The 16,293-nt window shown below is 64.2% G+C and carries 13 protein-coding genes and 1 pseudogene (1 of these 14 cut by a window edge); 5 read left to right on the forward strand and 9 right to left on the reverse strand.

Translation table 11 applies throughout. The features are described 5' to 3' along the window. On the forward strand, positions 1-943 hold the 3' portion of the coding sequence (locus ABVK50_RS21655; RefSeq protein WP_353644621.1) for a M23 family metallopeptidase. 1,013 nt of this gene lie to the left of the window's left edge; only the last 943 of its 1,956 coding nucleotides appear in the window; its start codon lies beyond the left edge, outside the window; it ends in the stop codon at positions 941-943. A gap of 27 nt (positions 944-970) precedes the next feature. Here ABVK50_RS21655 and ABVK50_RS21660 read toward each other — a convergent pair whose 3' ends face one another. From ABVK50_RS21660 to ABVK50_RS21675, 4 genes are all read right to left on the reverse strand, one after another. Next, a complete protein-coding gene (locus ABVK50_RS21660; RefSeq protein ID WP_353644620.1) occupies positions 971-2,542 on the reverse strand; it encodes an MFS transporter in 1,572 nt (523 codons plus the stop codon). A gap of 78 nt (positions 2,543-2,620) precedes the next feature. Beyond that, positions 2,621-4,066, reverse strand: a complete 1,446-nt coding sequence (locus tag ABVK50_RS21665; RefSeq protein ID WP_353644619.1) for a L,D-transpeptidase — start codon at positions 4,064-4,066, stop codon at positions 2,621-2,623. A 156-nt stretch (positions 4,067-4,222) separates the two neighbouring features. Next, positions 4,223-4,585 (reverse strand): MmcQ/YjbR family DNA-binding protein, encoded by a 363-nt coding sequence (locus ABVK50_RS21670; RefSeq protein ID WP_353644618.1) that lies wholly within the window; start codon positions 4,583-4,585, stop codon positions 4,223-4,225. A 102-nt stretch (positions 4,586-4,687) separates the two neighbouring features. Then, positions 4,688-5,515: a hypothetical protein gene (locus ABVK50_RS21675; RefSeq protein WP_353644617.1), complete on the reverse strand. Its 828-nt coding sequence runs from the start codon at positions 5,513-5,515 to the stop codon at positions 4,688-4,690. A gap of 389 nt (positions 5,516-5,904) precedes the next feature. Here ABVK50_RS21675 and ABVK50_RS21680 point away from each other — a divergent pair. The 4 genes and pseudogenes from ABVK50_RS21680 (at position 5,905) to ABVK50_RS21695 (ending at position 8,171) form a co-directional block, all read left to right on the forward strand. After that, a pseudogene (locus ABVK50_RS21680) lies at positions 5,905-6,617 on the forward strand (RNA polymerase sigma factor). Between the two features lie 155 nt (positions 6,618-6,772). Then, positions 6,773-6,931 carry a hypothetical protein gene (locus ABVK50_RS21685; protein ID WP_353644616.1) on the forward strand — a complete coding sequence of 53 codons (159 nt, stop codon included), beginning with the start codon at positions 6,773-6,775 and terminating at the stop codon, positions 6,929-6,931. Continuing rightward, on the forward strand, positions 6,932-7,636 hold the full coding sequence (locus tag ABVK50_RS21690; RefSeq protein ID WP_353644615.1) for a ferritin-like domain-containing protein: 705 nt from the start codon (positions 6,932-6,934) through the stop codon (positions 7,634-7,636). Positions 7,637-7,709: 73 nt separating this feature from the next. Then, positions 7,710-8,171 (forward strand): twin-arginine translocation signal domain-containing protein, encoded by a 462-nt coding sequence (locus ABVK50_RS21695; protein ID WP_353644614.1) that lies wholly within the window; start codon positions 7,710-7,712, stop codon positions 8,169-8,171. Between the two features lie 256 nt (positions 8,172-8,427). On the opposite strand, the gene clpB is transcribed toward ABVK50_RS21695, so the two are convergent. The 5 genes from clpB to ABVK50_RS21720 all read right to left on the reverse strand — a co-directional run bounded on the left by clpB (position 8,428) and on the right by ABVK50_RS21720 (position 16,263). After that, positions 8,428-11,037: an ATP-dependent chaperone ClpB gene (clpB, locus tag ABVK50_RS21700; protein ID WP_353644613.1), complete on the reverse strand. Its 2,610-nt coding sequence runs from the start codon at positions 11,035-11,037 to the stop codon at positions 8,428-8,430. 198 nt (positions 11,038-11,235) lie between these two features. Then, a complete protein-coding gene (locus ABVK50_RS21705; protein ID WP_353644612.1) occupies positions 11,236-12,048 on the reverse strand; it encodes a DUF4167 domain-containing protein in 813 nt (270 codons plus the stop codon). Between the two features lie 286 nt (positions 12,049-12,334). Continuing rightward, positions 12,335-13,222, reverse strand: a complete 888-nt coding sequence (gene prmC / locus ABVK50_RS21710; RefSeq protein WP_353644611.1) for a peptide chain release factor N(5)-glutamine methyltransferase — start codon at positions 13,220-13,222, stop codon at positions 12,335-12,337. Continuing rightward, entirely contained in the window at positions 13,215-14,294 is a 1,080-nt protein-coding gene (gene prfA, locus ABVK50_RS21715; RefSeq protein ID WP_353644610.1) for a peptide chain release factor 1, read from the reverse strand. The genes prmC and prfA overlap by 8 nt, the downstream gene beginning before the upstream one ends. A gap of 109 nt (positions 14,295-14,403) precedes the next feature. Continuing rightward, positions 14,404-16,263: an ABC transporter ATP-binding protein gene (locus tag ABVK50_RS21720; protein ID WP_353644609.1), complete on the reverse strand. Its 1,860-nt coding sequence runs from the start codon at positions 16,261-16,263 to the stop codon at positions 14,404-14,406. Positions 16,264-16,293: the final 30 nt, after the last annotated feature.

Consider the following 16,293-nt stretch of genomic DNA (forward strand, 5'->3'; position numbering starts at 1 on the left):
GACGCAGCATATCGTGACGATCGCGCTCAACGACCGGAACCAGTTCGTAACGACAGTTGAGCCCGAGCCCAACCCGGCGCTGCTGACGGCGTTCGACGATACGCCGCCGGTCGCGGTCCGGGGCAATCTGCCGACCGTCTATGATGGCATATACCGCGCGGCTTACGCCTACGGCATGTCCAGCGACATGACGAAGAAGCTGATCAAGCTCCTCGCCTCCGATGTCGACTTCCAGTCGCGGCTCAATCCCGCCGACCGCATCGAGGTCTTCTTCTCCCAGCCCGACGGCGACGATCTGATGTCGGAGGATTCCGAGCTGCTCTACGTGTCGGCCACGTTAGGCGGCAATACGCGCAACTTCTACCGCTTCAAGACCTCAGACGGCAGCATCGACTATTTCGACCAGGACGGCCGCAGCGCCAAGCAATTCCTGCTGCGCAATCCGGTGCCCAATGGCCGCTTCACTTCCGGTTTCGGCGGCCGCCGCCATCCCGTTCTGGGCTATTCGAAAATGCACACCGGCGTGGACTGGGCGGCGCCGCGCGGCACTCCGATCATTGCCTCGGGCAACGGCGTCGTCGAAAAAGCCGGATGGGCCGGCGGCTATGGCCGCCAGACCATCATCCGCCACGCCAACGGCTACGAGACCTCCTACAACCACCAGAGCGCGGTGGCCAAGGACATCAAGCCTGGCGCCAAAGTCCGCCAGGGCCAGGTCATCGGTTATGTCGGGTCGACCGGCCTGGTGACGGGCAACCATCTGCACTACGAACTGATGGTCAACGGCCGCAAGGTCGATCCCATGCGGGTCAGGCTGCCGGTCGGCCGCATTCTGAAGGGCAAGGACCTCGAGACGTTCGAGAAGGAACGCAAGCGCATCGACGATCTGCTCAAGGAAGAGCGCGATCCGCTCAAGGTGGCGAGCGCCAAGGCCGAGGGCTGATCTTGCCGGCTGCCGCGGTTGCGACGATCACTCCGACGAAGCTGGACTGGCCGCATCCTCGGCGCTTTCGGTACGACCGCTTCCGGGCACCGTCATCCAGGCGGTCAAGGCCGAGAGAACGCAGAGCACGGCGGTGACCCAGGCAACAGCCGCGAAGGCGGCATCGCTTGCGGCGAGCCGGACACTCTCAACCTCTGCCGGAAGCGCGCTCGCCGGTTCCTCGCCAAAGCTCGAAACAGCGCCGGCGCCCTCGCCTGCCAGGGATGCATAGCGAAGCGCGGCGACGACGCCCATCGCCGCGACAGCAAACAGCCCGGCCATGCGGGCCACCGCATTGTTGATGCCCGAAGCCGCCCCGGTTTCGCTGTCCTCGACGGCGGTCATGATTGCTGTCGACAGCGGCGAGACGACAAGTGCCATGCCAAGACCCATCAGCGCCATCAGCGGGAAAATGCCGAACCAGAAGCTGTGGACCCCTCCACCAGTGAGAAGCGCAAGGCCTGCAAAGGCGGCCGCCACCACCAGGCTGCCGGCAGCTATGGGCAGACGCGGCCCGATGCTGTCCGACGCCTTTCCGACCGGTCCTGAAAGAAGCGCGATGGCCAGCGAGAGCGGCAGGAAAATAAAACCGGTCGCCGCCTCGCTCAAACCCCATCCCGCGATCAGCAGCATCGGCAGATAGAACAGGACTGCCGAAAGCGCGAAGTAGAGGAAGAATGTCGCGATATTTGCTCCCGAAAACGATCGGCTGGCGAACAATCCGAGATCGACCATCGGCTCCTTCTGCCGCCGTTCCCAGACGAGGAACGCCGCCATGGCCAGGAAGCCGGCCGCGACCCCGGCTGTGGAATGCAGCAGGCTCGCCGTGCCGAAAACGGTGAAGCCGTAGGCAAGCGCGCCGAGCGAGGCAGTGGCGAGCGCCGCGCCGCCGAGATCCAGGGTGCGCGTTTCGCCGGGCGCATCCGCCGGCACCTTTGCCGCGAGGAAATAGATCGCCAACCCGCCGAGCGGCAGGTTCACCGCGAATATCCAGCGCCAGACCCCGTCGTCGAAAGACGAAAGCAGCACGCCGCCGATCACCGGCCCGAGCGCCGTAGTGAGCGCCGAAGCCGCCGCCCATATGCCGATTGCGCGGCCGCGCTCCTTCTTCGGATAGGATTTCGCGATGATCGCAAGGCTGCCGGGCACCATGATTGCCGCGCCAACCCCTTGTACGGCGCGCGCGACGATCAGGAACAATGCGTCCGGAGCGATCGCGCAGACCATCGAAGCGCCGATGAACAGCGCGATCCCGACGATCAGCGTGTGACGCAGGCCGAACTTGTCGCCCGCGGCCCCGCCGGCGAGGATCAGCGCCGACAGCGTCAGCGCATAAGCGTTGGAAATCCACTGCGCCTCGATGAGCGTGGCGCCGAGATTGCTGCGCATCGCCGGAATGGCGATGGCCACCACCGACCCGTCGATGAAGCCGAGGGAGGAAGCGAGAATCGCTGCGACCAGCACGTAGCGGCGGCGCTCCCGCGGGCAGAATGTACCGTCGTCGGGCGGAGCTGCCGTCTGCGGGACAGCGCCCTCATGTGCTTCGCAAGGCGATCGCATGCGCCTGAAATAGCACAAAGGGCGACCGCAGCAATGCCGCCAGGTTGAAAGTGTCGCTACGTCCGCAACCGAGCGGCGTTATTCGACGAACTCGACCGTGACGCCGACGCTGACCAGCTTGGCCAGTTCCTGCGCGTCCCAATTGGTCAGGCGCACGCAGCCGTGGCTCTCGGTCTTGCCGATCTTGGATGGATCGGGTGTGCCGTGGATGCCGTAGGTCGGCTTGTCCAGCGCGATCCAGATCGAGCCGACCGGTCCATTGGGGCCAGGCGGAATGGTCAGTATCCTGTTGTTGTTGCCCTGCTTGAAATTCACCTTCGGATTATAGGTGTAGTTGGGGTTGAAGGCGACCCGCGACACCTTGTGCGTGCCGGTCGGCGAAGGCGTTTCCGCCGAGCCGATCGTCGCCGGATAGGCGACGACGAGCTTGCCGGCCTCGTCATAGGCGCGCACCTGCTTGCGGCCCTTGTCGGCAACGATGCGCTGGACCTTCCTGGTGACTGGAGCGCCGACATTTGCGACGCGGATGATGGTGCCCGGCCGCGAGAAATTGGCCTCTGGGTTGAGCGCCTTCAGGTAGCCCTCGTCCATATGGAATTTTTCCGCCAGCATTTCCGAAACGGAGGTGTAGCTCAGATTGTCGAGTTGCGCCTTCGCGCTGTAATCTTCCGGGACCGAGGCGACGAACGGCCCCGCGGCGTCGGCGGCGGTGATCGTGTAGGTGGTGAACGGATCGCCGCCGGTCGCGGCCAGCGCCGCCTTGATGCCCGCCGAATCGGTCGACCGCAGATTGGTTCCGGTAATCTCGCGGTAGGCGTCGAAGGCCTTGTCGACATTGGAGCCGAACTTGCCGTCTATGACGCCCGGCGACGCGCCGGTCCGGTCCATCAATACCTGGATACCGGCGACATCTTCGCGCGCCGTGAAGTTCATCGGCGGCGGCGCGGCCGGATCGACGACGATGGTCTCACCGGATGCCGAAGGATCGGCAGGTTCGTTGAGCGGCGCGCGTTCGACCGGTTTGCGCTCGACCACCCGCGGCGGCTGCTCCCTGAGTTCCGGCAATGTGCGTCGCCGCGGCGGCGGCGGGAATTCGTCGACGAACGGTTCGCGGGCGTCGGGATAATCGTATTCGTCGACGGGGGGCGGCAGGATACGATAATCGCCGAGCTTGCGCCGGCGCAGGCGCTCCATGTCCTCGGGATCGTCGAGATAGTAGCGTTCTTCCCGGTCCAGCTCCCGCAGGCGCAGCGCACGGCGCTGCGCCTGCCGGTTCATCGGGCGGACGCGCCGCGGCGGCTGCACGGCGATGATCTCGCCGGTATAGGCGTCGATGATGACGCGATTGCCATTGCCGTCGTAAAAGACTTCCACGTCGCCGGCCTGGGCCAGCAGAATGTCTTCAGACTGGCTGGCGACGGCCTGGCCAGCCCCGTGCGCCGCGCCGGCCGTTTGCGACGCCAGCGCCCCCGACGCGGAAAGGCCAGCCACCAGCGCCGAAAGCATGAAAACCTTGCCGAGCATCTATCCCCAAATCTCCGTTTCAGCGCCGGACGCCCACGCAGGCATCCAGTCCGGCAAATTCCGTTTCAGCATAGAAGTTCCAATATGAACCGGGCATGAAAATGGCCGCGCGGTGGCGGCCTTGAGCCTGCATTTCAGCAACTATGCATATAATCGTCACGCCACAGCGCCAAGCTGGCTTCGCACGCGCTTCGGCAGCGCGCGGAAGATCAGGCCGTGGCTTTCACGGACATAGTCTTTCAACGCTTCGTCATCCATGCTTTCGCCTGTCCGGCGCTGGATCCATTTCATGCCACGCGAGGCAAGGTAGGGCGCCGGACGGCAGCCCGGCTGCTCCCTCAGTATCTCGTAGGCGAACTCGGAGCATTTGAAGGTGACGGCCGGTTCCTCTCCGTCGCCCGAGCCGGCGATGGCGAAGACCTTGCCGCCGACCTTCCAGACATGCGCGCCGCCCCACTGGACGACATGGGTCGCGAAGGGAAGCGAGCCGCAGAAGGCGTTGTAGTCGTCGAGAGTCATGGTCCCTGTCTTTCGCACACATGAAGGATTCTTGCCACGCTCCGGAGTTTCACCGGCCTGGCTATTGATTAATACCCGGTAAGCGCAGGGACGCGCGCCGTGTCATGATGTGTCGGGGTGCTCCAGCGCCCAGAAGGCCAATCCATGAGCGGCAGTCAGAACCTCGTGGACCTCATGGGAAGGTCGCCGACGAGAGCCGGGCGGGCGTCCCATCCGCAGCGGCCAGAGGCGGCGAATCCGGCCGGCGTCGTGGGGTTCTTTGTCTCGCGCGGCGGCGTCGCGGCGAATCCGCCAGCGGGCGAAGCGCAAGGCATGGCGCGGCAAATCGTCAAGCGCTGAGGCCAGCGCCTCGAGCCTGCGGCCAAGACGGCCCGAATCGACCGCATCGTCGGGCGCGGGCGGACGGCGGCTTGCTATGGGAAACGGCTGGGTGAAGCCGGGAAGTGAGATGCGCGGCACGCCGTTCTGCTTGCGTCCGCGCGGGCGGAACGGATGCTGCAGCGGATCGAAAAGCGGCAGGCTCAACGCGCGGGGAACGCAGGCAGATGAGGAGCCGCCCGGGATGGCGGAAGGCATTGCAATGCCGGTTCCGACACCGTTGCTCAGGATCGTCGGAACGATCTTTGTCTTGCCTGTCTGCGGGGCCTTGCGCGGCGGCGGCAGTGTCACGACAAGCCCGCGCGCTAGCGCGATGATGAGCCGCCGCGTGGCGGACTCCGCCGGGCGCAGGAGCCGCAGCACAGCGAGGCGGAGATGGCGCGGCAGGGCCGGGGACAGTCTGCTTTTTTCCGCCTGCGCCGAGCCTCGAGGCGACGCGCCTTCCTGCGGAAAGAAAGTAAACTGTCCCCCGAGGCCGGCCATGGCGACGAGCGCCGCCAGGATGTGCTTCAGCGCCTCGCGGTGCTTCTCGATCGCTGCACTCCAGTCCATCGCCATCTCCCGCCGCCCCTGATCCCCGGTCCGGACCAGGGTTCCCGCGAGGGCGGTGAGGGGATTATGCGCGCGGCGCGGATGGGTGTGGATAAATTCGTGAGAAAGACTGCTGACAGATGGTGACAAGGGGGTTGGGCATAGGCCGCTTCGCGCCCCATCTCGGCCGTAAGTTCAGCGCTGCCGCTTCCCAAAGCCGACATCCCAAGCGACCACGCTGAAGGTCGTGGTTGCGGCAAAACCGAAAGATGGAACTGCTCCGCAACAAGGTCCGATTTATTTGGTGAGCAGACCTCTGGTCGGCTAGAGTCTCAAGTCTCCGCCGGGCTGCAGACCGAAAACCACGGAAAACGCTTATCTCGTAGTAAGCTGATGCATCTGGAGCGCCTATGATGAAGCCGACCGGATCCACCGGGGCAGTGAGGATCGAAGATCTTGACGACGCGGGGCTGGTTGAACACGCGCGACAGCGCGATCCCGCCGCGTTCTGGTTAATCATCAAGCGTCACAATCAGCGGCTTCACCGGGTCGCCCGCGCCGTCCTGAATGACGACACTGAGGCGGAGGACGTACTTCAGGAGACCTATATACACGCCTTCACCCATCTGGCCGAATTCCGCGCGGAGGCGCGGCTGTCGACCTGGCTCACCCGGATCGCGCTGAACGAGGCGCTGGGACGCCGCCGGAAAAGGCGGCCCACCGTCGACATGAAAGCCATCGAAGGCATGGTCGCTCCGTTCAGCGCCCACAAGCCTGATCCCGAAGAGGCGGCCGCTCTCACCGAAATCCGCAGCCTCCTGGAGCGGGCCGTCGGTAGCTTGCCAGAGCCATTTCGCATCGTCTTTGTCATGCGGGACGTCGAGGAAATGAGCATTGAGGAAACGGCATTTCTTTTGGCATTGCGACCTCAGACAGTGAGCACCCGTCTTTATCGCGCACGCCGGCTGCTCCGCGAGGCGCTGCGGGACAAGCTCGCCACCGTGTTTACGGATACATTTCTCTTCGCTGGCGCCCGTTGTGACCGCCTCGCGCAATCAGTTCTCGATCGGCTCGCAATCCGCCTGATACTCATCAATTGAACGCGGCGACTGAGCGCACGTAGACCGTCCACGCCGAGATTGCGCCGGCTCCTTTCGGCGGGGCTCTTGTAGCGGGACGCGGGAATATTTTGGCGGCCCGGACCATCTAATCGTCAGGCAAATGCATTCGGCGCCGCGGTGCTGACAGCGGTGTTGAAGCAACAAACAGGAGACCGCCATGCAGCGCCTAATTCCCCTATCCCGGCGTCAGTCGCTTCAGGGACTTGTCGTACTCGGTGCCGGAGCGGCACTCGGCGGAATCGCGCGGCCTTCTCCGGTATTGGCACAGGACATATCGGACGAGGACATTTTCCGCTTTGCGCTCAACCTCGAATAAATGGAGGCTGAATACTACCTCCGCGGCACCACCGGAATGGGCATCGACGCAGCCGATGCCGGGTCAAAACCCGGCGACGTCGTTGGTGGAAAGCAAGTCTCGTTCGAGACGCCGGCCATCGGCGAATTCATGCAGGAAGTCGCGGACAACGAACTCGCGCACGTCCGCTTCTACCGCAAGACGCTTGGAACGGACGCCGTTGACCGGCCAGCCATTGATTTCGATGCGGGCTTCAAAGCCGTCGCGGAAGCAGCGGGCCTCGGGCCGGATTTCGACCCCTTCGGCAACGAAACGAACTTTGTTCTCGGCGGGATGCTATTCGAGGACGTCGGCGTCACTGCCTATGCCGGTGCTGCGACAGTTCTGAAAAACAAAGACTTTCTCGCAGCCGCCGCAGGCATCCTGGCGGTCGAGGCCTACCACATGGGAATGGCGCGATCGACGCTTTACCGGAAGGGAGAGGAAGCCTGGAAGGCGGCCAACGCCGTCTCCGATGCCCGAGACAAAATCGACGGATCGGATGATAAGGACCAGGGGATCCAGGTGGACGGAAAAGCCAACATCGTTCCTTCAACGCCGGACGCAATCGCCTTCACCAGAACACCGCAGGAGGTGCTCCGGATCGTCTATCTCACCGACAAGGACGGAGTGAGCAAGGGCGGCTTCTATCCGGAAGGGATGAACGGCACGCTCAAAAGCACCTGAGCCAGTTGCGACGAGTGACGATTTGGCCGCCGGAACCGAGCAGCCTCATATCGGCTGCTCTCGGAGAAGGACCATGAACAAAGATGCTGATGTGAACCACGGATCGGCAGCCCCATCCCGAGTGCTGTCTCGCCGCAATTTCCTAAAAGTCTCCGTGACCGGTGCGGCGATTGCCAGCGCCGGCGGCCTTGCAGCCTGTATGTCTCGACCGATGGCAGCCGGAAAGACAACCAAGGCGCTGGCGCTTTACCAGGGCACCCCAAATCGCGGCGAACGCTGCGCCGGATGTACTCACTTCGAAAAGCCGAACGGGTGCGAGGTTGTTGCCGGTGCAATCAGCCCAAATGGCTGGTGCCGTTTCCACGAGTCGCTGCCGGCTCGATGCAATAAGTTGCGGTCTCCCGCCTCATGTCTCAGGGGCGCATGGCGACGTCAGCCTCCACGTCCAGAGCGGACGTTGGCCGGCCGGCGGCAAGGCGTCTGCCTAGGGTCAGGTCACGACGATGCCCACGCCGACCTAAATGTCCGCAATTAAGGATCTGCGGCCCGGAGCTGCCAGTCCGCTGGCGGCCCAAAGCGGCCATCCGCCGGGTCAAAGACAAAGATCGCCTCCCGCTAAAAGTCGCCAACGAAGGTGCCCCGCCTTGCGACGGGACATTCGTTTCCTTGCATGAGGCACTTACCCCTCACCCGGATTGCCAACGGCGTCGCTGCGCGACCGCCGGGCACCCCACCCGGCCGGCTCAGGCCGGCCGACCTCCCCACAAGGGGGAGGTGGAGGACGGCAGCGCTTACGCCGCTTTCTCCGTCTCCGCCGGTTCCCCGGCCTTGGCCCGGAAGTTCAGCCGGTCGGAGCCGGCGGTCACCTTCACGGTCGAGCCGTCGAGGATCTCGCCCAGCAGAATGCGCTCGGCGAGCGGATCCTGCAGTTCCTTCTGCATGACGCGCTTCAGGGGCCGCGCGCCATAGGCGGGGTCGTAGCCCTTGGCGGCCAGCCAGTCGATCGCGTCCTGGTCCAGCGCGATGCTGATCTTGCGGTCGGAAAGAAGCCTTTCGAGCCGCTTCAGCTGGATCTGCACGATCTTGCCCATGTCCTCGCGGCGCAGGCGATGGAACAGGATGACCTCGTCGACGCGGTTCAAAAACTCCGGACGGAAGGAAGCCCGCACAACCCCCATGACCTCGTCTCGGACCTTGTCGACATCCTCGCCCTCGCCCAGCGCGACCAGATATTCGGCGCCGAGATTGGAGGTCATGATGATCAGCGTGTTGCGGAAATCGACCGTGCGACCCTGCCCGTCGGTCAGCCGGCCATCGTCGAGCACCTGCAGCAGCACGTTGAACACGTCCGGATGCGCCTTCTCGATCTCGTCGAAAAGCACGACCTGATAGGGCCGGCGCCGCACCGCCTCGGTCAGCGTGCCGCCTTCCTCATAGCCAACATAGCCGGGAGGCGCACCGACTAGGCGGGCGACCGAATGCTTCTCCATGAACTCCGACATGTCGATGCGCACCATGGCGTTCTCGTCGTCGAACAGGAAGGCGGCCAGCGCCTTGGTCAGTTCGGTCTTGCCTACGCCTGTGGGCCCAAGGAACATGAACGAGCCGATCGGCCGGTTGGGGTCCTGCAGACCGGCGCGGGAGCGTCGCACGGCCTTCGACACGGCCTGCACCGCCTCGCCCTGCCCGATCACGCGGGTCGCGATCTCGTCCTCCATGCGCAGGAGCTTGTCGCGCTCGCCCTGCAGCATCTTGTCGACCGGAATGCCGGTCCAGCGCGAGACGATGTGCGCGACGTGGTCGGGCGTGACGGTCTCCTCGACCATCGAGCCCACGCCGTCATGCGCTTCGGCTTCCTTGAGCTTGCGCTCCAGCTCGGGAATGCGGCCATAGGCGAGTTCGCCCGCGGTCTGGAACTCGCCATTGCGCTGGGCGATGGCGAGATTGTTCCGGGCCTCGTCGAGCTGGCGCTTGAGATCGGCGGCGAGCCCGAGCTTGGCCTTTTCCGACGCCCAGGCCGCCGTGATCGAGCTCGATTCCTCTTCCAGCCCGGCCAGTTCCTTCTCCAGCCGCGCGAGCCGATCCTTCGACGCCTCGTCCTTCTCGGCCTTCAGCGCCTCGCGCTCGATCTTGAGCTGCATGATGCGGCGGTCGATCTCGTCGAGCGCTTCGGGCTTCGAATCGACCTGCATCCTCAGCCGCGACGCCGCCTCGTCCACGAGGTCGATGGCCTTGTCGGGCAGGAAGCGGTCGGCGATGTAGCGGTTGGAGAGCGTTGCGGCGCTCACCAACGCCGAATCGGAAATCCGCACCTTGTGATGCTGCTCGTACTTCTCCTTGAGGCCGCGCAGGATGGAGACCGTGTCCTCGACCGTCGGTTCGTCGATGAACACCGGCTGGAAGCGGCGGGCGAGCGCCGCGTCCTTTTCGACATGCTTGCGGTATTCGTCGAGCGTGGTCGCGCCGACGCAATGGAGTTCGCCGCGCGCCAGCGCCGGCTTGAGCAGGTTCGAGGCGTCCATCGCGCCTTCCGCCTTGCCGGCGCCGACCAGAGTGTGCATCTCGTCGATGAACAGGATGATCTCGCCGCTGGCGCTGGTGACCTCCGACAGGACCGCCTTCAGCCGCTCCTCGAACTCGCCGCGGTACTTCGCGCCAGCAATCAGCGCCCCCATGTCGAGCGCCATCAGCTTCTTGTCCTTGAGCGATTCGGGCACATCGCCATTGACGATGCGCAGCGCCAAGCCCTCGGCGATCGCCGTCTTGCCGACGCCGGGCTCGCCGATCAGCACCGGATTGTTCTTGGTGCGGCGCGAGAGAACCTGGATCGTGCGGCGGATCTCGTCGTCGCGGCCGATGACCGGGTCGAGCCGGCCGCTCCTGGCATCCGCGGTCAAATCGCGCGCGTATTTCTTCAGCGCGTCATAGCTCTGCTCGGCGCTCGCCGAATCGGCCGTGCGGCCCTTGCGTATGTCGTTGATGACCTGGTTGAGCGCCTGCGCGGTGACGCCGGCCTTGGAAAGGATCTCGGAGGACTTCGCGGATTTTTCGACAGCGAGCGCGGTCAGCAGGCGCTCGACCGTGACAAAGCTGTCGCCGGCCTTCTTCGCCAGCTCTTCGGCGGTGGAAAACACCTTGGCCAGCGGCTGCGCCAGGTAAAGCTGGCCATTCGTGCCCTCGACGCGCGGCATGGCTTCCAGCGCGGCCTCGACGCCGAGCTTGACGTCGCGCACGCTGCCGCCGGCGCGCTCGATCAGCGATGCGGCGAGCCCCTCGTCGTCGTCGACGAGAACTTTCAGGATGTGTTCGGGCGTGAATTGCTGGTGGCTGCGGGAAAGCGCCATGGTCTGGGCGGACTGGATGAAGCCCCGGACCCGTTCGGAATATTTCTCTATGTCCATTTACGTCTCCTTCCTAACCGGCCCGCTTTGCGGCGCCGGATCGGCTTTGGGTGACGGACCCGCTTCAAAGCCGGATCCATTATTGCCGTGATATGGGGCGCTGATCGATTTCCCTCAAGATCGCCCGAAGGCAATAAAAAGCGGCGGAGACTTTCGTCACCGCCGCAAAATCTACCTGAATTTTACCTGCCGCGAAAATCAGCTCTCGACAGGGGCCAGAGCGGCATCGCCGCCGGAAGCTTCCGGCGCGGGAGCAGCCTGGTCGGCATCGCCTGCGGGTTCATTGCCGCCCGAGCCCGCTTCCGCGGCCTGATCGGGACGGCGCTCGCCGCGGCGCGGCCGGCGACCACGGCGCGGAGCCGCCGCATTCTGCTCGCCTTCGTCGCTATTCGCCTGGGGAGCCTCGGGAGAAGCAGCTTCCGCAGCGGGGCTTGCCTCCTGGCGAGGCGGGCGCGGCGTATGCGGGCGGCGCTCGCGGCGTCCGCCGCCATTCGGCGCGCCGGCGGCTTCCGAGTTCAGGGCGACTTCGGCCGGAGTGCCGTCGATAACCGGCTGCGGGCCCGAACCATTGCTTATCGGCGCGACAGGCGACGGAGCGGGCTGGGACTGCGCCTCGCTGGCGGCATTGGCCTGCGCTGTGTTGCCGACGTTGGCGACATTCTCGAACTCTTCGCGATCCTCGTCCTGGTCGTCGCTGAAGTCGTCGCGGCTGTGCTGCACCTGCTGGATCGGCATCTGCGCCTGGGCGGCTGCGATGATGCGGTTGTAATGCTCGGCGTGCTGGAGATAGTTCTCCGCCATCACGCGGTCGCCGGAACTCTGGGCATCGCGGGCCAGCGTGGTGTATTTTTCGGCGATCTGCTGAGCCGAACCGCGGATTTTCACGTCCGGTCCGTTGCTCTCGTAATTGCGCGTCAGGGGGTTGGGTCCCTTGCGGTTGGGATTGTTGTTGTTGCCGCCGCCATTATTGCCGCGACCGCGCATGCGCCTGTTCTGCTGTTGTGGCCTCATCCGACTCTCTTCAATTTGAAATACATTTCACGAACGGGGGCGCCTCGGCAGCCAGCCGTTTCGTACGTTTCCGACGGTGTTCGCCCGCATCGATTGCGTTGGCGTCACGTGCCATCCCATTCCGGTCTCTGTCACTTGCCGGGCGATCCCCGTACGAAGCTAAAGCGTCGTTCACGCAAGAAGGCAGTTTGTTGAAAAAGGGAACCGAATTGGTAACAGCACTGCCTGCTTCGTATCATCCGGTAGTTCGACCCTAGCTGCATTCGCCATCATTGCCAAGGCTTTTTTAAGCGTCTTGCTGCCTGCTTTCCTGGAACATAAGGACGCGGTCATTTCCTGCGAGATCCCGCACGGCGTCTATCAACCGATATCCTGCCAGGTGAAAAATGCGCGTTACGGCGTCCTTCTGGTCATAACCGATTTCGACGCCGATGGTTCCGCCTGCTGCAAGGCACCGGGCCGCGCCGTCCGATATCAGACGATAGGCATCGAGCCCGTCTTCGCCGCCATCCAACGCTCTGTGCGGATCGAAATCACGCACGTCAGCCTGCAAACTGTCAATATGCTTGGTCGGTATATAGGGAGGGTTCGAGACTATTGCATCGTACTGTTCGAAAATATTTGCGAACCAGTCGGAGCGAAGCGGCGTGAAGCGTTCTGCGAGCCCGAGGCGCCGGGCATTCAGCGTCGCCGTTTCAAGCGCATCTTCGGAAATGTCGACGCCGGTCCCGACCGCGCGTTCGACTTTGCTCAGCAGGGCGAGCGCGATGGCGCCGGTGCCCGTGCCGAGGTCGAGAAAGCGGCATTCGCCCTTGCGCGCAGCCGTCGTCGAGATGATGGGCAGCATGGCTTCGACCAGCGTCTCGGTATCCGGCCGCGGCTCCAGCGTTTCGGGCGAAAGCAGAAGGTCGAGGCCGTAGAATTCGCGGTGACCGAGAATTCTGTGCGCAGGCTCGCCGGCAGTGCGGCGCGCCACCGCCGCCAATACCGCCTCCGCCATTGCGCGGTCCACCGGCCGCTCAGGCGCCGTCATCGCCTCAGTCCGGGTCGTGCCGGTGAAGTGTTCCACGAGCAGCCGAGCCTCGAGCCCCGCATCGTCCACGCCGGCTTGTATAAGGCGCAAACGCGCATCGCGCAGCAGCCCGCCGAGCGTGGTCTGCGGCGGCTCAGCCATCCAGCCCGATGTCGGCGAGCAGCTTCGACTGGTGGTCGGAGATCAGCGCCGAAATGAGTTCGTCGAGTTCGCCCATCATCACCCGGTCGAGCTTATAGAGCGTGAGGTTGATGCGGTGGTCGGTGACCCGCCCTTGCGGGAAATTGTAGGTCCGGATGCGCTCGGAGCGGTCGCCGGAGCCGACCTGCAGGCGGCGGCTCTCGGACCGCTCGCTGTCGGCTCGCGAACGCTCCAGGTCGAACAGCCGCGCCCGCAGGATCTGCATGGCGCGCGCGCGGTTCTGGTGCTGCGACTTCTCGGCCTGGACCACCATGATGCCGGTCGGCAGATGCGTGATGCGCACCGCCGAATCGGTGGTGTTGACATGCTGGCCGCCCGAGCCCGACGCACGCATCGTGTCGATACGAATGTCCTCGGTGCGGATCTCGATGTCGACTTCCTCTGCCTCGGGCAGTACCGCGACCGTCGCGGCCGACGTGTGGATGCGCCCGCCGCCTTCGGTCTCCGGCACGCGCTGGACCCGATGCACGCCCGATTCGAACTTCAGATGCGCGAACACGCCCCTTCCCGACACGGTGGCGATGATTTCCTTGTAGCCGCCGACCTCGCCTTCGCTGGCCGACGCGACTTCCATCTTCCAGCCGCGCGCGGCGGCATAGCGCTCATACATGCGGAACAGGTCGCCGGCGAAAAGCGCCGCTTCGTCGCCGCCGGTTCCGGCGCGGATTTCGAGGATGGCGTTCTTTTCGTCGGCTGCATCCCTGGGCAGGAGCAGTATCTGGATGTCCTTCTGCAGCGCCTCGATGCGCTCCTCGACCGCCGGCAGTTCGGTCTCGGCGAGTTCCCGCATCTCGGCATCCGTACCCCTGTCGGCCAGCATTGCCTGGAGGTCGGCCTCCTCCTGCTCTGAGGCGCGCAGCTCGCGGATCTTCGCCACCATATCCTGCATGTCGGAATATTCCGAAGCCATCTTCACATAGGCGTCGGCATCCGGCCCAGCCGACATCTGCGCTTCGAGCATTTCGAAACGCTTGACGACTTGATCCATGCGGTCGCGGGGCAGGGAAATCATTTGGATGCCTTGTTACCTTCTGGCCGGCATGTAGGAGGCCGGCAGGAGGGCTGCCAATATCGGAGATCGCAAAAAAGCTCAATCGCGTCGGAAGATACCGCTGGGCCGCTCATATCTCCTCGATGGCGTCGGCAATGTAGCCGCCGGTTTGCCGCTTCCATAGCCGCGCATAAAGCCCGTCGCGTTCGAGCAAGGCCGATGGCGTTCCCTCCTCGACGATGCGGCCTTCGTCGAGCACGACGATCCGGTCCATGCTGGCAATCGTCGACAGGCGATGGGCGATGGCAATCACAGTCTTGCCCTCCATCAGGAGCGCGAGTTTGTCCTGGACCGCCGCCTCGGCTTCGCTGTCCAGTGCGGAGGTGGCCTCATCAAGAACGAGGATCGGCGCATCCTTGAGCAACACCCTGGCGATCGCAACGCGCTGGCGCTGACCGCCGGAAAGCTTCACCCCGCGGTCCCCGACGAAGGCGTCGTAGCCGGTGCGGCCTTCGCTATCCCTGAGATCGGCGATGAAGCCGTCAGCCTCGGCCAGCATTGCGGCATGCTCAATCTCGTCCCGCGAGGCGGCGGGTCGGCCGTAGCGGATGTTGTCGCCGACGGAGCGATGCAGCAGCGAGACATCCTGGGTAACGACGCCGATACTCTCCCGCAGACTTGCCTGGGTCACGCCGCGGATGTCCTGGCCGTCGATGCGGATCGCGCCGCCTTTCAGGTCGAAAAACCGGAGCAGCAGGCTGACCAGGGTCGACTTGCCGGTGCCGGACAGGCCGACGAGCCCGACCTTCTCGCCGGCGTTCACTCTGAGCGACAGACCGTCGATCACCTCTTGCCCCTGCCGGTATTCGAACCGAACATTCTTGAACTCGACTTCGCCGCCAGTGACGGCAAGCGGCCGGGCATCCGGCGCATCTTTTATGGTCGGCGGCGTGGTCACGACCGGCATCGCGTCGCGGATCGTGCCCACCGCCTGGAATATCTGCTGGCCCATCTGCAGAAAAGTTCGGGAGTTGGCATTGAGCCGCTGGACGATCGCGATCGAGGCGACGAACTGGCCGATGGTTACGAAGCCGGCGACAAGCCCCCAGAACCCTATGGCGAAGTTGCTTAGCGAAAGGACAACGTTTAGCAGGACTACACCGCTGTCGGCCGTCAGGTGGATGCGCCTTTCACGCTGCTGGGTCTCGATGGCGTTTTCCATGACGGTGCGCATCGCGCCCGCCTCGCTGTCTTCCGCCGCAAACAGCTTGACCATCTGGATATTGCTGTAGAGGTCGGTCATGGCGCCGACGATGAGGCTCCGTGATCGTGCGGTGCGGCGCGAACGCTCGGAAAACTGCGGCACCGCCACCACCGCGATGGCGATGTTGGCTGCGATCCAGACGAAGACGGGAAGCGCCAGCGGCCAAGACAACGCGGCAAGCAGAACGAGCGAGCCGACGAACTGAACGAGAAAAAGCGGTATCCTGTAGAAGGATACGACGATCTGTTGCTGCACGGCGGACGCCACTTGCGAAATGCGCGATGCAACCTGTCCGGCGAAGAGATCGTGGAAGAAGGCAAGATCCTGGCGCTCCACCGCCTTGTGGCCCTGCCACTGCATCGCCGCCGGCATGCACACGGCTACCGCCTGCGTGTTCAACGTGTTGCCGAGGAAGATGAGCAGCGGCAATACGGGGAATACCAGCACGCCGAGGACGGCCAATGTCGGCCAGTCCTGCTGAAGGAAAACCGCCGCACCCTTCGCGCTCACCCCATCCACGATGAAAGAAATGCCCCAGATCGTCGCGAGGTTGATCCCCTCGATCGCCACCATGAGAAGGGTAACGGCCACGAGGACGCCGCGGAACATGCGGGCAAAGTGCAGGAGCAGCGCAAACGGCCCGCTCGTCGGCAGCGGCGTGGGAGGAATGTCCAGCGGACGGATGAGCGTCTCGAAGGGACGATAGATGATATCCGAAATCGACATGGCGGCTCCAACCGGCCAACCGGAAAAAAG

This window comes from Mesorhizobium sp. WSM2240 (genome assembly GCF_040438645.1).
In the GTDB taxonomy this organism is placed as follows: Bacteria; Pseudomonadota; Alphaproteobacteria; order Rhizobiales; family Rhizobiaceae; genus Allomesorhizobium.